Consider the following 20,097-nt stretch of genomic DNA (forward strand, 5'->3'; position numbering starts at 1 on the left):
GACTGACTGGTCCCTCCTAGCCCATAGGGTGCAGAAACGTGAGAGCTATCCGCCGGTTTACCGTCCGCACCGTCCTGCCCGCGGAGCTGGCCGCCCTGGGCGAGCTGGTGCAGAATCTCCGCTGGTCCTGGCACCCGGAGACGATGGACCTCTTCGCCGAGGTCGACGCGGACCTCTGGGAGCAGGTCGGGCACGACCCCGTGGCCCTGCTCGGCGCGGTCACCCCGGCCAGGCTGACCGAGCTGGCCGCCGACCGCCGTTTCCTGCGCCGCCTCGCCGACGCCGCCGACGACCTGCGCGAATACATGACCTCCCCGCGCTGGTACCAGACGCTGCCCGACGGAGCGCGCGCCGTCGCGTACTTCTCTCCCGAATACGGCATCGCCGCCGCGTTGCCGCAGTATTCGGGCGGTCTCGGCATCCTGGCCGGCGACCACCTCAAGGCCGCCAGCGACCTGGGTGTGCCGATCCTCGCGGTCGGCCTGCTCTACCGGCACGGCTACTTCACGCAGTCGCTCTCACCCGAGGGCTGGCAGCTGGAGCACTACCCGTCGCTCGACGCCGGCGGGCTGCCGCTGAGCCTGCTCAAGGACACCGACGGCGCCCCCGTCAAGGTCCGCATCGCCCTGCCGGACGAGCGCGTGCTGCACGCGCAGGTGTGGGTGGCACAGGTGGGGCGGGTGCCGCTGCTGCTGCTCGACTCGGACGTGGCCGACAACGACAACGCCGCCCGCGACATCACCGACCGCCTGTACGGCGGCGGCACGGACCACCGGCTCATGCAGGAGCTGCTGCTGGGAGTGGGCGGCGTACGCGCGATCCGGGCGTACTGCAAGATCACCGGGCACGCCGAGCCTGAGGTGTTCCACACCAACGAGGGGCATGCCGGATTCCTCGGGCTCGAGCGGATCCGGGAGCTGACCGAGGCGCGGCTCTCGTTCGACGAGGCGCTGGAAGCCGTACGGGCCGGCACGGTGTTCACCACGCACACGCCGGTCCCCGCGGGCATCGACCGCTTCCCCCGCGACATGATCGAGCGGCACTTCGGCGGCGACAACGCCTGGCCGACCGTGCCCGTGGAGCGGATCCTGGCTCTCGGGGCGGAGAGCGATCCCGGCCGGTTCAACATGGCGATCATGGGGATGCGGCTGGCACAGCGGGTCAACGGCGTGTCCGTGCTGCACGGCGAGGTCAGCAGGGAGATGTTCAAGGAGCTCTGGCCGGGCTTCGACCTGGACGAGGTGCCGATCGGGTCGATCACCAACGGCGTGCACGCCCCCACCTGGGTCGGCCGCGAGCTCATGGAGCTGGCCGGGCGGGAGCTGCCCTCGCTCATCGAGCGGGCCCGTGGCTGGGACGGCATCCAGAAGATCTCCGACGCCGAGCTCTGGCAGATCAGGGGCACGCTGCGCGAGCGGCTGGTCGAGGGTGCGCGGGTCCGCCTGCGCAGGTCCTGGCGCGAGCGGGGCGCCTCCGACGCCGAGCTCGGGTGGATCGACGACGCGCTCGATCCCGACGTGCTGACGATCGGGTTCGCCCGGCGGGTGCCGTCGTACAAGCGGCTCACGCTCATGTTGCGTGATCCCGCCCGGCTGACCGGTTTGCTGCTCGATCCGGACAAGCCCGTGCAGATCGTGATCGCCGGCAAGGCCCATCCCGCCGACGAGGGCGGGAAGAAGCTGATCCAGCAGATCGTCAAGTTCGCGGACCAGCAGAAGGTACGGCACCGCATCGTCTTCCTGCCCGACTACGACATGACGCTCGGGCAGCTCATGGTCCAGGGGTGTGACGTCTGGCTGAACAACCCGCTGCGCCCGCTGGAGGCGTCCGGCACGTCCGGGATGAAGTCCGCGCTGAACGGCGGCCTCAACCTGTCGATCCGCGACGGCTGGTGGGACGAGTGGTACGACGGCACCAGCGGCTGGGCGATCCCGACCGCGGACGGGGTGACGGACCCGGACCGGCGGGACGAGCTGGAGTCCGCCGCCCTGTACGACCTGATCGAGCACGAGGTGTCCGACCGGTTCTACGACCGTCCCATCGACGGGCTGCCCCGGAGGTGGATGGAGATGGTCAAGCACACGCTGGCCTCGCTCGGGCCGAAGGTGCTGGCCGGGCGGATGTTGCGGGACTACGTCGTGGACCTGTACAGCCCGGCGGCCGGCGCGGCCCGTTCGTTGTCCGCCGACTCCTACGCGCCCGCGAAGGCGTTCGCCGCCTGGCGGGTGCGGGTGGCCCGGGCCTGGCCGGGGGTGCGGGTGGAGCACGTCGAGGCGTCGGGTGTGGAGGACACGCCTGAGGTGGGGGCCTCGATCGAGCTGCACGCCACGATCGCGCTCGGTGACCTGGAGCCGGACGACGTGCTGGTCGAGGCCGCCTATGGCAAGGTCGGGCCGCATGACGAGCTGGTGCATCCCGCGTACGCGAAGCTGGCCGTGGCGTCTCTGGACGACGACGGGCGGGCTCATTACACGGGGGTCGTGCCGCTCGACCGTACGGGTGCTTTCGGATACACCGTGCGGGTCGTACCGCATCACCCGCTCGTCGCCACCACCGCTGAGTTGGGGCTTATCGCCGTGCCTGAGGAGCCTGCCGGGATGACAAACGGCACGTTGCGGTAATGCGATGGATCCGCAGCGCAGCGAGGACATCCATCGCGGCAAAGCTCGCAAAGTAAACGTTGCGGCATAATCGGGGGGTGGACGACAGCGGCAACGGCCTGCGGGCCGACACTCTGGTGGCCACGGTCCGAGGTGTGCTGCCGTCCCTGACGCCCGCCGCCCAGACCGTTGCCCGGCTCATCCTGGAAGACCCCGCGACGGTGGCCAGGAGCACCATCACGGAGCTCTCCGCCGCCTCAGGCACCAGCGAGGCCACGATCGTGCGTACCGCCCGGTTGCTCGGGTTCGCGGGGTATCCGCAGCTCCGGCTGGCTCTGGCGGCGGCCGCGGCGCAGCCGGACCGGCTGGTGCCCGGAGATCTCGCGCCTGACGATCCGCTGTCGGAGGTCATCCAGAAGGTGGCCAGGGCCGAGTCCGAGGCCATCAACGACACGGTGGCCCAGTTGACCTCCGAGCGGCTCGGGCTCGTGGTCGACGCCATCGTGGGCGCTCGGCGGATCGACGCCTACGGGGTGAGCGCTTCGGGGCTCGTCGCCGAGGACGTGGCGCAGAAGCTGTTGAGAATCGGGCTGTCCAGCCACGCGTTCGCGGACGCTCATCTGGCTTTAACCAGCGCCGTGTTGCTGAGGCCCGGGGACGTGGCCATCGGGATCAGCACCTCCGGAGAGACGCCCGATGTGATCGAGCCGCTCACCCGGGCCAAGGAGGCGGGGGCCACGACCGTGGCCATCACCAACAATCCGCGGTCCTCGATCGCGGAGCTGGCCGAACACGTGCTGATCTCCGCGGGGCGCGAGACGGAGTTCCGTCCCGGCGCCCTGGCCAGCAGGATCAGCCAGCTCCTCGTCGTCGACTGCATCTTCGTCGGCGTCGCCCAGCGGACGTTCGACTCCTCTCAGGAGGCGCTCGCGAGCACCAGGCGGGCCGTCAAGGAGTTCACCCGGAGAACGTCACCCGCACGTCGTCAGCCTTGACGAACATCACGCGGTGGCCGAACTGGATCTCCAGGTACTTCGTCTTCCCCTTCACCACCTTGTGGTCCTCCAGGTTGAACGTGACCGCCCGGTAGTACTCGGTGGCCGCGGCGCCCGCGAGGGTGTATTTCTCACCGGCCGAGAACGTGTACTGGAGCGGGGTCACCGTCTGGTACGGGATGCCTTCCGGGTAGGCCTCCTGCTCCGGGTACGCCCTGCCGTACACCGGGATGGTGGTCTTGCCCGGCTTCGGGGTCACCACCAGGCCCATGGACGGGACGGCGGTGGGGGCGCCGGCCGGGTTGTGGAACCAGGCTTTCTGGCCGAGGTACCAGATGGCCGTCCAGTCGCCCTGGCGGTCCGCTACGGCGAAGCGCTGGCCGGTGCCGGCTCTGGCGCTGTGGTCGTACACGCTGTAGAGGGAGTCGCCCGTCGGGTGCTTGCCGATGTCCTTGACCAGCGGGGCGTCGGCGCGGGGCTCGGTGCGGAGCCAGACGGTGCCGGAGGGGAGCGGCGGGCAGGCGGCTTCCGGGTTCGCGCGGTCGCAGCCGTAGAAGTACGGCTTATTCGTGGCGAAGTCCGGATTTATCATGATCGATTCGGATCTGGGGCCGCCGAACTGGTGCAGCGGGGCGCCCATCAGCTGGAAGTAGTGCGCCCAGTCCCAGAACGGGCCCGGGTCCTCGTGCATGCCCCTGACCGTCGTCGGCAGGGTGCCGGGCACGTTGTCGTGGCCCAGGATGTGGGCGCGGTCCAGCGGCACGCCGTGCCTGAGCGCCAGGTAGCGGACCAGGCGGGCCGAGGAGCGGTACATCGCCTCCGTGTACCAGGTGCCGCCCTCCGCCAGGAAGCCCTCGTGCTCGATGCCGATGGACTTGGCGTTGATGTACCAGTTGCCGGCCTGCCAGCCTACGTCCTTGCTCTTGATGTGCTGGGCTATGTGGCCGTCAGAGGCGCGTACGGAGTACTGCCAGCTCGCGCCGTAGTTGGGGTCCTGGTTGAGGCCGATGGAGGGCAGGAAATATCCCTCCATGTCGTGAATGATGATGTAGTCGATCTTCTGGCTGACCGGCCGGTTCGCCAGGTCGTAGTGACCGTAGTCGTTCCCCGGGAGTTTCTGGTAGGCCGCCGGGATCCACTCACACGAGATCGAGGCCGGACATTCCACACCGTCGGGACGAGTGGGCCGCAGGCCGAGCTTCTGGAGCCACTTCTCGATCTTCGCCAGCCCCGGTACCGCCGGCAGCTTGACCTGCTGCCCGTCGTCCGTCACCCGCTCCGCGCCGCCCTTGATCGTCGCGAAGACCTCGTCGGCGAAGAACTTGGCCGCACCGGACTCCTCGGCGCCGGAGTATTTGGCGACCGCGCCGTACCATTCGCCGGGATTGTCACTCAGTGGCGCACCGAGCGCCTTCTGGTAGTCGGCCAGCAGGGCCGCACCGCCGCGGATGTTGGCGGCGTCGTCCGTACGGAGCCGCTCGCGACTCTCCCCGGTGAGCTCAGCGGCCTTCTCCATGGTACGGAGCGAGCCCGGGATGTCAGTGGGGGCAGGTTGGGCGCTAGGGGCCGACAGGGGCCGGCTGTCGTCACCGCGGGCGTCCTCTTCGCCCTCACTGTGATGGTTGGACGAGGAGAAGGCGGCGGCGTCGGTGAGGTGCATGGGGCCGAACCCGGCATCACTGGACGGCTGACCGGCGTGTGCGTCCCACCGGGACTCGAGGTAGGAGACGCCGAGCAACACACTCTCGGGCACCTGGAACTCCTGAGCGGCGGCCGCGAAGGCCTGTTGCCGATCCGGGGGTTCTTGGGCTTGGGCCGCGGCGGTGCCGGCTGTGGTGTTGGCTAAGGGCAGAACGGCGATGAGGGAGATCGCCAGCAGTCTGCGCATGAACCGCTCCTTGGGGCTGGGGGTGCGTGCTGCAGCTCAGCGTCTCAACATTTTCCTTCGCAGGCGAGATCTTTGCGAAGGTATTTTTCACTCCTTAACACGCCGGCAAACAGCCGGGCGGAGGGCGAGCCGGGATCTTCGGCGCGCCATGATCAGATCCGGCCTGGCCAAGGTCAAGTCTTCCAAAGCCGCACCCCTGGCGTGTTTCGGACAATAGACCGAAGGTAACTCTACGTAGCGAACTGTTACTTAGAGTGATTGGAGCGGTGTCATGAGCCGTCTTATCGCCATACTCGCCTTCGCGTCCGCCGCCGTCGCGCTGCCGATTGCCGCCGCCGGCCCGGCCTCGGCCAACGAAATCGAGAAGGACGAGAAGGTCACGATTCTGGCCTGCACGCTCTCGGACGGCGTGGTCTTGCCGGACTCGAGTAGTCAGACGCACCTGAGATGCTTCGGAGGCCGCTTCGACGGCCTCCCGGTCTGGGGAGTGGTCTGACGGCGTCCGCTCTCAGCGGCCAGGCCCGCCGAAGGGGAGCCGGGGCAAGGTCAAGAGCCGGGCAACTCGGTCGCGGTCCAGCGGTTCGCGTGGCGTACGGGATCTTTCCCGTTCCTATCCTGAGCAGCAGCCGATCAAGAGGGGGACGGCACATGGCATCGCGGCGGTACGCCCACGTGGCCGGAGTGGCCGTCCACCTGCCCGAGCAGAGCGTGACCACGCCCGAGCTGGAAGCCGCGCTGGCCGATCGCAATCCCGGCACCCGCATTCCCCGAGGGGGCATCGAGCAGGTCAGCGGGGTTCGGCGGCGGCATGTGGCCGCCGCCGGCCAGACGGCCGCCGGCCTGGCCGCGGCCGCCGCGCGTACGCTGCTGGAGCGGATCGGGCACGCGGCGCCGGCCATCGACCTGATCATCTTCGCGGGGGTGACCCTCGACGCCGTCGAGCCCGCCACCGCGCACCTGGTAGCCGCCGAGCTGGGCGCCGGCTGCCCGGTGTTCGACGTGCGCAACGCCGCCAACAGCGTGCTGAACGCGGTCGAGCTGGCCGACACGCTCATCACGGCCGGCCGCCACCGCACGATCCTCGTCGTGTGCGGGGAAGTCGCCACCCCGGCCATGCGCTGGCAGGTGGAGTCGGAGGAGGACTTCACGGCCGCGATCCCCTCCTACACCGTCTCCGACTCGGGAACGGCCATGCTGCTGCAGGCCAGTGCGGTCCCGGGGGTGCTGGGCCACCGGTTCTGCGCGAACTCCGCCCACTGGCGGGAAGCGATCACGCCGGGCGATTCCATGGACCTTGCCACCGGCGTACGCAAGCTCGATCTGTCCCTCCTGCGGCAACCGCTGGCCGAGCGTGGGCTCGACTGGCAGGACTTGGCCGCGATCTGCCTGCACCAGCCGTCCCTGCCGTCCCTGCACGCCTTCTGCGACCTGGCCGGGATACCGCATGACAGGGTCGTGCACACGATCGCCGAGCACGGCAACCTCGTCGCGTCCACGATCCCGGCGCAGCTGCACCAGGCGGTCGAGTCCGGCCGTGTCCAGCGCGGCGACCTGGTCGCCCTGGTGGGGGTGGCCGGCGGCGTCAGCGCGGGGATCGTGCTGCTCCGCTGGTGATCGGCCCTTCCGCGGGACGATCAAGGCGGGGAGTGGCGGGCCGGCAAGGCCGTCCTCGGCATCAGCTGAGCGGGCTCCGATTGGTGGCCGCGACGGCGTACCGCTGGCGGTCCTGGCGGTACGTGGAGCCCGCGACGGCGAGGCCGGCCTCGGTGAGCCGGGCGTCCAGGTCGCCGGGGGTGAACGGCTGGAAGTCGATCGGGTAGCGCCGGTGGGTCCGACACCGCCCGAGCGTCGCACGCCCACCGCCCACAGTCCATCCGCACGCGCTTCCGGTCGGGCTGGGTTCAGGGGGGCGTTCGCGGGTAGCAGGGCGGGCAACGTTGGGCGCCGAGAGGAGGCACGGCGATGCGTCGCACCATCCTTGCCGTGATCGTCGTGGCCATGGCCGCCACCGGTTGCGCGGCAGCGGCCACCTACCCCGCTCTGACGCTGCCGCAGAACGACGGGGCCAACGCCGACCTCGGAGGAGTGCTGCACCTGCGCAACGCGTTCCTCCTGAGCGGCACGGACCCGGCCTCGCCCGCCCCGCAACAGCACCTGTACGCCGTGCTGATCAACACCGGCAACCAGCCGACCCGGCTCGAACAGGTCACCGTCGACGGCGGCGGCTCCGTACAGCTGGCAGGCCCCGTCACCCTGCCGCCAAACCGGCCGGTCGGCACCGGGAACAAGCCCATCGGCACGGTCACCGGCATACGCGGCAACACGGTGCCGATGACCTTCTCGTTCCGCGGTTTCGAGCCCCTGCGGGTGAACGTCCCGGTCAAGTCGAGAATCGGCCAGTACACCGGCCTGACCCCCTAGCCGACGTGATCGTCCCAGGTCAGGAGCGCGTGGAGTACGAGCGTGCTCCGGTGCCCGCCAGCGCCTTGTCGTGGACGATCAGGTATTCGTCGCGGATGGGCTTACCCGCCAGCCAGGCTTCGAGGATCTCCCGGGTGCCGGCGGCGTAGCGGGCCTGGGCCGACAACGACGAGCCGGAGATGTGCGGGGTCATGCCGTGGTGGGGCATGGTGCGCCAGGGATGGTCGGCGGGAGCGGGCTGGGGGAACCAGACGTCGCCGGCATACCCGGCCAGTTGCCCGCTTTCCAGCGCCCGTACCACCGCGTCGCGGTCGGCGATGCGGGCGCGGGCCGTGTTGATCAGGTACGCGCCCCGCTTCATCGTCGCGATCAGCTCGTCGTCGAACAGGTTCTCCGTCTCCGGGTGCAGCGGCGCGTTGATCGTCACCACGTCGCAGTGCGGCGCCATGTCGGCGGCGGTGGGGTGGAAGGTGAGGCCGAGCTCCTGTTCGACCTCGGCGGGCAGGCGGTGCCGGTCGGTGTAGTGCAGGTGCACGTCGAACGGCTTGAGCCGGCGCAACACGGCCAGCCCGATCCGTCCGGCGGCCACGGTGCCGACGTGCATGCCTTCCAGGTCGTACGAGCGGCGCACGCTGTCGGCGATGTTCCAGCCACCGTCCAGCACCCACTGGTGGGCCGGCAGGTAGTCGCGTACCAGCGACAGGATCATCATGACCACGTGCTCGGCGACGCTGATGCTGTTGCAGTACGTGACCTCGGCGACGGTGACCCCGTGCGCGATGGCGGCGTCCAGGTCCACGTGGTCGGAGCCGATGCCCGCGGTGATCGCCAGCTTGAGCTGGGGCGCGCGGGCGATGCGCTCGGCGGTCAGGTACGCGGGCCAGAACGGCTGCGAGATGACCACGTCCGCGTCGGCCAGCTCGCGGTCGAAGGCCGAGCCGTCGCCGTCCTTGTCGGAGGTGACCACCAGCGTGTGGCCGCGCTCCTCCAGGAAGCGGCGCAGGCCCAGCTCGCCGGAGACGCTGCCGAGCAGGTGCCCGGGGGTGAAGTCGATGGCCTCGGGCGTGGGCAGGGACTGGCCGCCGGGGTAGCGGTCCAGGACCGGCAGGCCGTCGCGGGCGTAGGAGGCGGGGTAGCCGTCGACGGGGTCGTCGTAGAGCACACAAAGGATCTTCGCCATGTCCTGATGTCCTTTCGGTGATGCTCTCACCTTCCGCGCGTGGCGAAGTGATGGCAAAGCGCGAGTCCCTATGGCCCGATAGCCGCCGCCTATGCGCGCAGGTGGTCGCTCAGCACCCGGTCCAGCGCGTGGCGCAGGTCGAGATCGCGGGCGACCTCCATCAGGGCGCGGGCCAGCACCGGCTCGGGGGTGCGCCCCGGCAGCACCAGCCCGACCCGCGGCGCCTGGTACGGGCGTTCCATCCGGATCACCCGCATCCCGGCCGGCACCCCGAACATCGGCAGCCACGCATGCGCGATCACACTGGACCAGCGGTGCGTGGCGACGTGCGCGAACAGGGCCGAGACGGTGTCGGTCTCGATGGCCGGCACCGCCACCGCGCCCGACTGCGCGAACAGCCCGTCCAGGATCCTGCGGTTGCGCATCTGGGGACTGAGCAGGCACAGCGGCAGCGCGGCGACCTCGGCCCAGCGGGCCACGTCACGATCGGCCAGCTCGCCGTCGTCGGGGGTGAGCAGCAGGTAACGCTCCTCGTATAGCGGCCGGCCGTCCCCGGGATCGTCGAGGTACGTCAGCGCCGCGTCGATCTCGAACTCGGCCAGCTGCCGGCGGATCTCCTGGGACGACAGGGAGGTGAGGCTGACCCGTACGTGCGGATGGCGCTCGCAGAACGGCGTGGTCAGCAGCGAGGCCGCGACCAGCGCGGTGGGGATGGCGCCCACCCGCAACGTGCCCGTCAGCCCTTCGCGCATCCTGGTCAGGTCCTGGCGCATCGCCTCGCAGTCGGCCAGGATCCGGTGCGCCCACGGCAACACGCGCTCGCCCTCCAGGGTGAGGCCGGCGAACCGGCCGCCCCGCCGGACCAGCGGCACGCCCAGGTCCCGCTCCAGCCTGCGGATCCCGGCCGACAACGACGGCTGGGACACGTGACAGGCCGCCGCCGCGCGCGCGAAGTGCTGCTCCCTGGCCAGCGCGACCAGGTATTCCAGCTCCCGCAACAACACTCGGGTCACCCGTTTCGTGGCTATAGGTGCTACTGGTGATCCTCGCAGATGGGGCCAGGGCGCGGATCGGCCCAGCGCAGGGCGATGTAGGGGGCGGGCCGGCCGTGGTAGCGGATGCGTTCGCGGGTGATGCGGTAGCGGGCGCCGGCGGCGGCGTCGGACGGTGAGCGGCACGGGACCGGGATGGTGAGAATGCCGATGTCCTGGTCGATGTGGGTGAGCAGCCCGTGGCACGGACCACCCAGGCAGATGGCGTTGCATTCATGCGGGTCGGTGCTCATGCCGGGTACGCGTGGGTTTCGGTGGCCTTGACCGAGGCCCAGATGTGTTGGCCCGGGGTCAGGTCGAGGTCGGCGAGGGCGGCCGGGGTGATGTCCACGAATGCGGTGATCGGGCCGTCGAGGTGGACGCGGACGTTGTCGCCGTGCCGTTCGATGCCCTCGATCGTGGCCTGCCACAGGTTGCGCGGGCTGCCGTCGGGCCGGGAGCGGTAGAGCGCGACGGCGGCGGGCCGGAAGGCCACGAACGCCGGCCCGTCGAGCTGCTCGATCGTGCTGAACATCAGCTCACCCACCTTGACCCGCTGCCCGTCGGCGTGCCCCCGATACAGGTTGAGCCCGACCAGCCGGGCGACATAGTCGGTACGCGGCCGCCGGGCCACCTCGGCCGGGCTGCCCTGCTGGACGATCGTCCCGTGCTCGATGACGACCAGCCGATCGGCCAGCACCATCGCATCCAGCGGATCGTGGGTGACCAGCACGGTGGCGCCGTCGAAGTCGGCCAGATGGCGGCGCAGCTGCGAACGGATCTCCAGCCGGGTATGGGCGTCCAGCGCGGCCAGCGGCTCGTCCAGCAGCAGGAGCTTGGGCCGTACGGCCAGCGCCCGCGCCAGGGCGACCCGCTGCGCCTGCCCGCCCGACAACCGCCGGGGCTTGGCGGTGACATGACCGGCCAGCCCGACCCGCTCCAGCAGCTCGGCGGCTATGCGCCGGGCCTCGGCCTTCGATACGCCATGGCAACGCGGCCCGAAGGCCACGTTGTCCAGGGCGGACAGGTGCGGGAAGAGCAGGTAGTCCTGGAACACCATGCCGACAGGACGCTGCTCGGCCGCCTGGGTGTGCAGCGGACGGCCATCCAGGATGATCTCGCCCTGGGACAGCGCGGTGAGCCCGGCCAGGACGCGGAGCGCGGTGGTCTTGCCCGCGCCGTTGGGACCGAGCAACGCCACCACCTCGCCCGGGGCGACCTCGAAGTCGATGTCCAAGGTGAAGCCCGGCCGGCTGACGACCAGGCGAGCACGCAGCCCGGGAGGGTTCATGGGCTGGTCACCCACCGATCACGCAGGCTGGCCAGGATGATCACCGAGACGGCCAGCAGGACGAGGCTGAGCACGATGGCCGCCTCCGGCTCGGTCTCCAACGCCAGGTAGACCGCCAGCGGCATGGTGCGGGTGGTGCCCGGGAAGTTCCCGGCGAAGGTGATCGTGGCCCCGAACTCCCCAAGCGCCCGCGCCCAGCACAACACCGCCCCCGCCACCACCCCCGGCATGACCAGCGGCAGCGTGACGCGGCGGAAGACCGTCCAGCGCGAGGCGCCCAGCGTGGCCGCCGCCTCCTCCAACCGCTCGTCGGCCGCCCGCAACGCACCCTCCACGCTGATCACCAGGAACGGCATCGCCACGAACGCCTCGGCGACCACGACGCCCGCCGTGGTGAACGGCAGCGTGATCCCGAACGCCGACTCCAGCCACTGCCCGACCAGCCCGCGCCGCCCCAGCACCAGCAGCAACGCCACACCGCCCACGACCGGAGGCAACACCAGCGGAACGGTGACCAGGGCGCGCACCACCCGCCGCCCGGGAAACGACACCCGCGCCAGCAACCACGCCAGCGGCACCCCGAGCAACAGGCACAGGGCGGTCGCGACGGTGGCGCACACCAACGACAGGCGCAACGCCTCCAGCACCTGCGGCTCGGCCAGCCGCACCAGCAACGTCGCCCACGGGGCCCGGATCAGCAGCCCCGCCAGCGGCAACACCAGGAACGCCAGCCCGAGCAAGGCAGGCAGCACCAGCATCCAGGGCAACCGCCCGGCAACCGCACCGGACCGACCGACGTCCGGACCGGGCGCGGGTGCCCCACCCTGCGCGCCAGGATGGTCGAAACCGTTCGATGCCGAGGAGCTCATACGCGTCAGGGCACCTCGAACCCGGCCTTGGTCAACACGTCCTTGCCCTGCTGCGACAACACCAGCTCCACGAACTGCCCGGCCAGATCACCAGCCGGAGCCTTGGCCAGCGTGGCGATCGGGTAGTCGTTGATCGCCTTGTCCGCCTCCGGAAAGGCGATCCCGGTGACCTTGCCCGCCGAAGCGATCACATCGGTCTTGTACACCAACGCCGCGTCCACCTCCCCCAACTCGACCTTGGTCAGCGTGGCCTTGACATCCTGCTCCAAGGTGACCGGCGTGACCTTGAGCCCGGCCGCGTCCAGCGCCTTGACCGCGGCGGCACCGCAAGGCACCTGCTCAGCGCACAACGCCACCTTCACCTTCGCATCGGCCAGATCCTTCAGTTCATCGACCTTCGCCGGATTGTCGACCGGCACCGCGATCTGCAGCTTGTTGCGCAAGAACGTGGTGGGTGCACTCGCCAGCGAGGCATCGGTGACGGTCTTCATGGTGGCCGGGCTGGCCGCCGCGAACACATCGGCCGGAGCCCCTTGGACGAGCTGCTGCGCCAAGGTCGCGCTGGAGCCGAAGTTGAACTTGACCGTCGTGCCGGGATGCGCCGCCTCGAAGGCCTTGCCGAGCTCGGTGAACGTACCGGTCAAAGACGCGGCGGCGAACACCGTCACCTCCTTGACCCCGGCACTCGAAGCGGACGTGGCGGGCTGCCCAGAGCCGCAGCCGGACAGCATTACGATCACGACGGGCACTGCGACAGCCCACCGGAAAAGACGACCGAACACCAAGGGGGACTCCTTACGGGCTGGCCACGCGTACGTGGTCGGAAACCTCCACGACGACGTTGGTCGACTTGATCACCGCGACCGCCACCACCCCCGCCTCCAGACCCAGCTCGTCGGCGGCCTGCCGGCTCATCAGCGACACCACCCGGTACGGCCCCGCGGCGATCTCCACCTGCGCCATCACCGCGTCCTTGATCACCTCGGTCACGATCCCGCGAAAGCGGTTACGCGCCGAGGAACGGCCGCCGTCGGCGTCCTCGATCTGGGACCGGGCGAAGGCGGCCAGCTCGGCGCCGTCCACCTGCCGGTGACCGTGCTCGTCCCGCTCGGCGGCCAGCCGCCCGGAATCCACCCACCGGCGAACGGTGTCGGAGCTGACCCCGAGCAGAGCCGCGGCCTCGCTGATCCGAAACGTCGTCACAAGCATCACCATACCCTTCGCACATTCCAGCCTGAATACCCACTTCTCCCTGCAGCAGCGGCCTGATATATCCGCACATCATGGCATCTGCGAAAGAGCCCTCTCACCGCCATCAGGCCACCACGTTCGTCCTGGCAGCGACACGGCTCACTCAAGGGCGTGGCGAAGACGGCGCGGCCTTCGTCGTCGCCGGCGGGTTCGCCGTGCTCGGCCTGCCGGCGGCGCTGACCCTACTGGGCGGATGAAGGAAGCTAAAGGACGAGTCTCAGCGAAGGGCGCTGGTCGGGCAGGCCGATGAGCTCGCGTACGCGGGTGATCGGCCAGGCCAGCTCCTGGGCCAGGGCGGCGGCGGTCAGGTCGCTCTCCCGGGTGGCCAGGTCGAAGGCGTGGGCCAGCAGGACCGGTTGCTCGCCCGGGTAGCCGGAGACGGGCTCGTTGGTGAAGCCGGGCTGGTCGCGCAGGGCGTTGAGGCGCTGGTAGGCGCGGCCGGCGGCGGAGTCGGACAGCAGCCCGGTCTCGCGGCACCGGTAGAGCAGCGAGTCGACCGACACGCCCCACGTCTGCCGCAGCTCGGCCAATTTGCGCAGGTCGGCGCGCAGGGGCAGGTCCGGCAGGATGCTGTCGCGGGGGGTGAGGAACTCGGCGGCGAAGGCGTCGGCCTCGCGCTCCTGGTGGGTGTCTCCGGCGGCGGTGTCGCCGTGCAGGACCAGGTGGCCCAGCTCGTGGGCGGCGGTGAAGCGGTGGCGGTAGATGTCGTCGAACCGGTTGGGGGTCAGCACGACGATCGGCCGGGGCAGGCTGGAGGTGGAGAAGGCGTCCACGGTGACCGCGTCGGGGTCGTGGCGGGGGAAGGCCACGACGATGCCGTGCGCCTCCATGTGGCGTACGAGGTGGCTGATCGGGCCGGTGCCCAGCTCCCAGTGGGCGCGCAGGGCCCGGGCGGCGCCCGCCGGGTCGCGCGGCAACGCGGAGTGCATCTCGCCGCCGGCGAAACCGGGCAGGTCGACGAGGGGGAGCTGGATCCGCTTCTCCAGGGCGTAGGTCAGCTCCCACACCTGCTCGACGAAGGCCACGGCCTTGGCGCGCTGGTAGGCGCGGGTGGAGCGCAGGCTGCGGAAATGCGCCATGGAGCCGTCGAGCTTGCCGTGCGGGCGGCCGGGCAGGAAGAACGCCATCGGCACCGCCAGCACCTCGGCCAGCAGCGGGAGCAGGTCGGGCCGGGGGCGGGTGACGCCGGATTCGTACTGGCCGACGGCGGCGGGGGAGACGCCGAGGTGCTCGGCCACCTCCTTCTTGGTGAGCGCGGCCAGGTGGCGGGCCTGGGTGAGGCGGGTGGCGTCGAAGGCGTCGGCGACGGCCTGCGGGGTCAGCGCGCCTGTCTTGAAGCTATTCACCGCTCGCGGCTTCTGCCCTGGTCGAAGCGGCTCCGTCAGCCGGTGCGGCCTCGCTGACAGGCGTGGTGAGGCGCTCGGCGCCGGTGCGGGTGTTGAGCGCCGGCGTGGGCATGTCACCCTGGTCGAACGTGATCGACAACGTCGAGGAGTAGGCGGCGGAAGCCTCCTTCGCCAGGGGGATCTCCTCGCAGTGGTGCCAGCGGAGGCTGCCGGTGCGATCCAGCAGCTCGGCCTCGCCCCACCAGGCGTCGAGCAGCCCGGCGTGCGCGTTGCAGGCGTAGGCGATCAGCACCAGGCTGGTGTCCTCGGGCAGGTCGGCCAGCGCCTCGGCCACCGGAGCCACGTGCGGTGCGACGTCGTGCAGGGCGAGCTGCCGCATCCTCGGCTCGGGCCCGAACCGGTTGAACAGCGCCTGCACCAGCGCGGACGGCCGGCCGTCGCCGATGCGGGCGCTCATCACGCTCAAGGAGCGGTCCTTGGCGTAGCGGAACGGGAACAGCAGCTTGCCGTCCACCACCACCAGCTCGTGTTGCGACCCGCCGGGCTTGACGACCTGCACGTCCCCCATGTCCTCGAACGCCTCGGCCAGCGCCTCGAACTTGCGCGACATGAGCGTGAACCCGAACGGGTGCAGGTGATCGGTCTGCGCCACCTTCTGCGCGTCGCGGGCGTTTTCCAGCGCGACCGACAGCGCCTCCGCGACGCCCTGTCTGATGAGTGGCACGCGCTGCCCGAACGTGTCGTGAGCCCACTGCGACACCAGCATGCGCGACCTCCGAACGCTTTGCCCGGCGGCGACCAGAGGCCGGCGCCGCTTCAGTTTCCAACATCATAGACCCGCCACGGCTTCACACAGCCACCTATCCCCATGGGCGTGTCCCCAGCTCAAAGCATCAGCTCCAAGTCTTGTCACTCTTGCATTCTTGTATGACAATATTTCTCGTCTGACAATAAGCCTGACGAGAGGTGTGTGTCGCGATGCGAACTTCCGACTGGCCCAGAACGGCGACCCGCTGGACGCAGCTCACTCTGGCCGAGGACGACCCGGCACATCTCGATGTCGACTTCTGGACCTCGGTGATGCGTGACAGCAGGTCGAACGCGGTCTGCCTCAGCGCGGGCGGCTACATCGCCTACTACCCGACCCGCATCCCGTTCCACCATCGCAGCACCTACCTGGCGGACACGGACCCCTTCGGCACCCTCGTGGAGGCCGCCAGGGGATTGGGCATGCACGTCATGGCACGAGTGGATCCGCACGCGGTGCACGCCGACGCCGCCAGGGCGCATCCCGAATGGCTGGCATGCGACGCGCAGGGGGCGCCCATCGAGCACTGGTCGTACCCCGGCATCTGGTTGACCTGCGCCTTCACCGGCTACCACCGCGAGTTCATCACCGAGGTGGCGCGCGAGATCGTCCGCGAGTACGACGTGGACGCCATCTTCGCCAACCGGTGGGAGGGCTACTACGGCATGTCCTACAGCGAGGCGGCGCGGCGCTCCTTCCGTGACGACACCGGGTTCGAGCTGCCCAAACGCGAGCACGACCCGTCCGATCCGGCCTGGCCCGCGTACGTGGCCTGGCGGCGGCGCAAGCTCAGCGAGCTGGTCGCGATCTGGGACACGGCGGTCAAGGACGTGCGGCCGCACGCGCGGTTCATCCCCAACCTGGGCGCGTTCGCGGCCCGGGACCTGGAGCCGGAGCTGGTGCGGCGGGTTTATCCGATGTTCGTGGTGGACAAGCAGGGGCGTTCCGGGACCGAGGCGCCGTGGGTGGCCGGGCGGGTGGCCAAGCGCAGCCGCGGCCTGTTCCCCGACCGGCCGGTCGGGCTCATCGCCTCCGTCGGCCCCGAGCACCACCAGCACCGGTGGAAGGACGCGGTGGCCCCGCCGGAGGAGGTGAAGACGTGGATCGTGGACGGGTTCGCGCAGGGTGCGTTCCCGTGGTTCACGAAGTTCAACGCCACGGTCTCGGATCCACGGTGGGTTCCGGCGGTCGTGGAGGCGTTCAACCTGCACGCTCGGCTGGAGCCGGTGCTGGCCGGGATGCCGGTCAGCGCGGAGGTGGCGCTGCTCGATCCGCACCGGGCCGGGCAACTGCGGGCCGGGGCCGCGCACACCTTCCCTGACGAGGATGGGTTCTACCAGGCGCTGGTCGAGGCGCGGATCCCGTTCGACCTGGTGGCCGACCAGGCGTTGTCCGCGGCGCGGCTGCGGCCGTACAAGGTGCTGGTGCTGGCCAACGCCGAGCAGCTCAGCGACGCGCAGTGCCAGGTGATCCGCGAGTACGTCGCCGCGGGCGGCGGCCTGGTGGCCGCGCACCAGTCCTCCCTGTACGACGAGCACGGCGAGCCGCGCGACGGCCTCGGCCTCGCCGACGTGCTGGGCGTGGACCTGGTCGAGCCCACCAGGGGGCCGGTGAAGAACAACTACATCGCCCTGACCCAGGAGCACCCCGTGAACGCGGGCTTCGGCGGCGCCAAGCGGATCATCGGCGGCACCCGGTTGTTGCGGGTCGAGGCTCGCGAGGGCACGGAGGTGCCGTTCCGGTTCGTGCCCGACTTTCCCGACCTGCCGATGGAGGAGCTGTACGCCCGGCAGGAACCGGACGCCCCCGCGGTCATCACCAGGCAGGACCCGGGGCGGGTCGTCTACTTCCCGTTCGACCTCGGCGCGATCTTCTGGGAGGCGCTCCAGGCCGACCACGGCCGGTTGATCGCCAACGCGGTGCGGTGGGCGCTCGGCGGCGAGCCCGAGGCGACCGTCCAAGGCCCCGGCCTGGCCGATCTCGCCGTACGGCGCGACGAGGACGGTGTCGCGGTGACCGTCGTGAACCTCACCAACCCGATGACCATGCGCGGCGCCATCAGGGAGACCCTCCCGCTGCCCCCGCAGACGGTCACGGTCGCCCTGCCGCCCGGCGTGCGGAACGCCAAGGCCCGGCTGCTGGTCGCGGAGACCGAGGCCGAGACGGTGGTCCGCGACGGCCGGGTGGAGGTCGGGCTGGCGGGCGTGGGGCTCATCGAGGTCGTGCACCTCACCTGGGAGCGGTCATGAGCCCGCGAGGGAGTGCCGTCGCCTGGAGGAGCGGCGGGAGCGTAGCGACCAGAGCGGGGGAAGGCAGCGGCGTATGGCGACCGAGCGCGCCTCACGGAGTGAGGCCATGAGCAGGCGAGGGAGTGCCGTCGCCTGGAGGAGCGGCGGGAGCGTAGCGACCAGAGCGGGGGAAGGCAGCGGCGTATGGCGACCGAGCGCGCCTCACGGAGTGAGGCTATGAGCTGGTGGCGTGAGCCCTTCCGGATGTTCCAGACCAACCTCCGCGAGGTGGACGCGGGGCTCGACGTGGAACGGGTGCTGGACTATCTGGAGGAGTTCGGCGCCAACGCGTGGCTGATCAGCGTCGGTGGCATCCTCGCCAACTACCCGACCGACCTGGGCTTCCAGACCCGCAACCCGAGGCTGGCCGAACGGCCGTCCGGCGACCTGATCGGCGACGCGGTCACCGCGGCCAGGCGCAGGGGCGTACGCGTGCTGGCCCGCATGGACTTCTCCAAGATCGATCATCGGCGGGCCGAGGAGCATCCCGAGTGGTGCTTCGTCAGTCCCGGCGGCGAGCCGCAGGTCTACAACGGGCTGACCAGCGTATGCCCGAGCGGCGACTACTACCAGGTCAAGCTGTTCGAGGTGATCGGCGAGGTGCTCGACCGGTACGAGATCGACGGCTTCTTCCTCAACTGGATGTCGTTCAACGAGGTCGACTACAGCCGGCGCTACTGGGGGGCGTGCCACTGCCTGGCCTGCGCCCGCCGCTTCGGCGACCCGCTCCCCGAGGGCCGGGACTCGCCCGGCTACCCGCGGTGGCGGCGCTTCGCGAACGAGACGCTGGCGGACCTCAACGCCAGGATCAGGGCCGAGATCGCCGGGAGGCGGCCCGAGGCGGCGCTGATCCTGGGCGAGCAGGCCGACATCGTCTTCCACGAGGCGAACAACGCCGTCGGCCGGCCCCTGTGGCACCACCGGACCAGCGAGCACGTCAGTGCGGCCAAGTCGTACCGGCCGGACGTTCCGGTGCTGGTCAACTCGGTGGGGTTCGTGGACATGCCGTACCGGATGGCGGGGGAGGAGCCGTACCACTTCGCCCAGTACCTGATCCAGGCGATCTCGCGGGGGGCGATCCCGTCCACATACATCATGGGGACGCCCGACGACAGCCCGTACGAGTGCCTGGAGATCGCCGGCGAGATCACCCGCTTCCACCGCGACCACGCGGGTGTCTACCGGGACCTCGCCTCCGAGGCGCGCACGCTACTGGTCAGGCCCGAGGCCGCCAAGGCCGAGTTCCAAGGGCTGTACCTGGCGCTGCTGGAGCGGCACGTCCCGTTCGACGTGTTGCCCGAGGACAAGCTGCCGATGGTCGGCCTGTCCCGTTATCGGCTCATCGTCCTCCCGGACCTCGGGCCGCTCCAGGCCCCCGAGGTACTGGACGCCTACGCGGAGGCGGGCGGGACGGTGCTGGCGACCGGCTCGACCGGGTTCGACGCGGACCGGACGCAACTCGCCTGCCTGCCCGCGGCCCGCCGCCTGGCGAGCTGGGAGACCGAGGAGTCCACGAGGTCGCTCCATCTGCGCGGCGACACCGGCATGTTGCCGGTGATCGGCGCCTTCCACGTGGTCGAAGCGGCGCAGGGAGCCAGGAAGGGCGTGTTCGCGCTGTCCAGAGCCAGGTACGGCCCTCCGGAGAAGTGCCACGGCCACCACGACACCGGCCACCCCGGCTGGCTGAGCGCCCCTTACGGCCAGGGCAGGGGCGTGCTGATGCCGTGGACGGTCGGCCGCGGCTACCGGGAGACCGGGCTGAGCGCACACCGCGACCTGTTCGTGAACCGGGCACTGGAGGCCGCGGGGGACCTCGCAATCGAGACCGGCCTGCCGGAACAGGTGGAGATCGTCCCCACCCGTTCCGCCGACGCACACGTGATCCACCTGCTCAACCGCTCGGGCGACGCCGACCAGCGCTTCCGCCGCCCGCTGCCGATCGGCGAGTCCTGGATCACGCTTTCGAGCCCTGGCGAGGTATACGCCCTGCGCGCCGGGCGCCCCCTGGAGAGGGACGGCGACCGCGTGCGCCTGCCGGAGATCGGTCTGTATGAGGTGCTAGTCGTGCCACATTGTCAAACAAGTATTCATGACCTATTGACGATCTCGTCTGACAAATGAACACTAGG

19 protein-coding genes are annotated in these 20,097 nt (G+C 70.2%); 8 read left to right on the forward strand and 11 right to left on the reverse strand.

Translation table 11 applies throughout. The features are described 5' to 3' along the window. The first annotated feature begins 38 nt into the window (after positions 1 to 38). Positions 39 to 2,621, forward strand: a complete 2,583-nt coding sequence (glgP, locus tag ACFLIM_RS15270; protein WP_393165695.1) for an alpha-glucan family phosphorylase — start codon at positions 39 to 41, stop codon at positions 2,619 to 2,621. 77 nt (positions 2,622 to 2,698) lie between these two features. Beyond that, on the forward strand, positions 2,699 to 3,595 hold the full coding sequence (locus ACFLIM_RS15275; RefSeq protein ID WP_393165697.1) for a MurR/RpiR family transcriptional regulator: 897 nt from the start codon (positions 2,699 to 2,701) through the stop codon (positions 3,593 to 3,595). Here the strand turns inward: ACFLIM_RS15275 and ACFLIM_RS15280 are convergent. Next, positions 3,558 to 5,483: an N-acetylmuramoyl-L-alanine amidase gene (locus ACFLIM_RS15280; RefSeq protein WP_393165699.1), complete on the reverse strand. Its 1,926-nt coding sequence runs from the start codon at positions 5,481 to 5,483 to the stop codon at positions 3,558 to 3,560. The two genes, ACFLIM_RS15275 and ACFLIM_RS15280, sit on opposite strands and share 38 nt — an antisense overlap. 271 nt (positions 5,484 to 5,754) lie before the next feature. Here ACFLIM_RS15280 and ACFLIM_RS15285 point away from each other — a divergent pair, with 271 nt between their 5' ends. Continuing rightward, on the forward strand, positions 5,755 to 5,979 hold the full coding sequence (locus tag ACFLIM_RS15285) for a hypothetical protein (RefSeq protein WP_393165701.1): 225 nt from the start codon (positions 5,755 to 5,757) through the stop codon (positions 5,977 to 5,979). 152 nt (positions 5,980 to 6,131) lie between these two features. Further along, positions 6,132 to 7,097, forward strand: coding sequence for a 3-oxoacyl-ACP synthase III family protein (locus ACFLIM_RS15290; protein WP_393165702.1), 966 nt, complete (start codon positions 6,132 to 6,134; stop codon positions 7,095 to 7,097). Between the two features lie 61 nt (positions 7,098 to 7,158). Here ACFLIM_RS15290 and ACFLIM_RS15295 read toward each other — a convergent pair whose 3' ends face one another. Beyond that, complete coding sequence (locus ACFLIM_RS15295) at positions 7,159 to 7,350, reverse strand: hypothetical protein (RefSeq protein ID WP_393165704.1); 192 nt, start codon at positions 7,348 to 7,350, stop codon at positions 7,159 to 7,161. Between the two features lie 95 nt (positions 7,351 to 7,445). Between ACFLIM_RS15295 and ACFLIM_RS15300 the strand changes: the two genes are divergently transcribed. Then, on the forward strand, positions 7,446 to 7,904 hold the full coding sequence (locus tag ACFLIM_RS15300) for a hypothetical protein (RefSeq protein WP_393165707.1): 459 nt from the start codon (positions 7,446 to 7,448) through the stop codon (positions 7,902 to 7,904). A 19-nt stretch (positions 7,905 to 7,923) separates the two neighbouring features. On the opposite strand, the gene ACFLIM_RS15305 is transcribed toward ACFLIM_RS15300, so the two are convergent. From ACFLIM_RS15305 to ACFLIM_RS15335, 7 genes are all read right to left on the reverse strand, one after another. Continuing rightward, positions 7,924 to 9,084 carry an NAD-dependent formate dehydrogenase gene (locus tag ACFLIM_RS15305; RefSeq protein ID WP_393165709.1) on the reverse strand — a complete coding sequence of 387 codons (1,161 nt, stop codon included), beginning with the start codon at positions 9,082 to 9,084 and terminating at the stop codon, positions 7,924 to 7,926. Between the two features lie 89 nt (positions 9,085 to 9,173). Further along, positions 9,174 to 10,097, reverse strand: a complete 924-nt coding sequence (locus ACFLIM_RS15310; RefSeq protein WP_393165712.1) for a LysR family transcriptional regulator — start codon at positions 10,095 to 10,097, stop codon at positions 9,174 to 9,176. A 20-nt stretch (positions 10,098 to 10,117) separates the two neighbouring features. After that, positions 10,118 to 10,369 (reverse strand): hypothetical protein, encoded by a 252-nt coding sequence (locus ACFLIM_RS15315; RefSeq protein ID WP_393165714.1) that lies wholly within the window; start codon positions 10,367 to 10,369, stop codon positions 10,118 to 10,120. Then, positions 10,366 to 11,406, reverse strand: coding sequence for an ABC transporter ATP-binding protein (locus ACFLIM_RS15320; protein WP_393165716.1), 1,041 nt, complete (start codon positions 11,404 to 11,406; stop codon positions 10,366 to 10,368). The genes ACFLIM_RS15315 and ACFLIM_RS15320 overlap by 4 nt, the downstream gene beginning before the upstream one ends. Continuing rightward, positions 11,403 to 12,164 carry a molybdate ABC transporter permease subunit gene (modB, locus tag ACFLIM_RS15325; protein ID WP_393165718.1) on the reverse strand — a complete coding sequence of 254 codons (762 nt, stop codon included), beginning with the start codon at positions 12,162 to 12,164 and terminating at the stop codon, positions 11,403 to 11,405. The genes ACFLIM_RS15320 and modB overlap by 4 nt, the downstream gene beginning before the upstream one ends. A gap of 116 nt (positions 12,165 to 12,280) precedes the next feature. Continuing rightward, positions 12,281 to 13,006, reverse strand: a complete 726-nt coding sequence (gene modA, locus ACFLIM_RS15330; RefSeq protein ID WP_393166196.1) for a molybdate ABC transporter substrate-binding protein — start codon at positions 13,004 to 13,006, stop codon at positions 12,281 to 12,283. Between the two features lie 64 nt (positions 13,007 to 13,070). Then, entirely contained in the window at positions 13,071 to 13,478 is a 408-nt protein-coding gene (locus tag ACFLIM_RS15335; protein WP_393165720.1) for a TOBE domain-containing protein, read from the reverse strand. A gap of 80 nt (positions 13,479 to 13,558) precedes the next feature. Here ACFLIM_RS15335 and ACFLIM_RS15340 point away from each other — a divergent pair, with 80 nt between their 5' ends. After that, positions 13,559 to 13,723, forward strand: coding sequence for a hypothetical protein (locus tag ACFLIM_RS15340; protein ID WP_393165722.1), 165 nt, complete (start codon positions 13,559 to 13,561; stop codon positions 13,721 to 13,723). A gap of 6 nt (positions 13,724 to 13,729) precedes the next feature. Here ACFLIM_RS15340 and ACFLIM_RS15345 read toward each other — a convergent pair whose 3' ends face one another. Both ACFLIM_RS15345 and ACFLIM_RS15350 read right to left on the reverse strand, forming a co-directional pair. Further along, on the reverse strand, positions 13,730 to 14,872 hold the full coding sequence (locus ACFLIM_RS15345) for a helix-turn-helix domain-containing protein (RefSeq protein ID WP_393165724.1): 1,143 nt from the start codon (positions 14,870 to 14,872) through the stop codon (positions 13,730 to 13,732). Continuing rightward, complete coding sequence (locus ACFLIM_RS15350; RefSeq protein ID WP_393165726.1) at positions 14,865 to 15,638, reverse strand: hypothetical protein; 774 nt, start codon at positions 15,636 to 15,638, stop codon at positions 14,865 to 14,867. The genes ACFLIM_RS15345 and ACFLIM_RS15350 overlap by 8 nt, the downstream gene beginning before the upstream one ends. A 212-nt stretch (positions 15,639 to 15,850) precedes the next feature. Between ACFLIM_RS15350 and ACFLIM_RS15355 the strand changes: the two genes are divergently transcribed. Both ACFLIM_RS15355 and ACFLIM_RS15360 read left to right on the forward strand, forming a co-directional pair. Next, complete coding sequence (locus ACFLIM_RS15355) at positions 15,851 to 17,929, forward strand: family 10 glycosylhydrolase (RefSeq protein ID WP_393165728.1); 2,079 nt, start codon at positions 15,851 to 15,853, stop codon at positions 17,927 to 17,929. A 216-nt stretch (positions 17,930 to 18,145) separates the two neighbouring features. Then, on the forward strand, positions 18,146 to 20,089 hold the full coding sequence (locus tag ACFLIM_RS15360; RefSeq protein WP_393165730.1) for a beta-galactosidase trimerization domain-containing protein: 1,944 nt from the start codon (positions 18,146 to 18,148) through the stop codon (positions 20,087 to 20,089). The last annotated feature ends 8 nt before the right edge of the window (positions 20,090 to 20,097 follow it).

This window comes from Nonomuraea marmarensis (genome assembly GCF_043197025.1).
Lineage (GTDB): Bacteria > Actinomycetota > Actinomycetes > Streptosporangiales > Streptosporangiaceae > Nonomuraea > Nonomuraea marmarensis.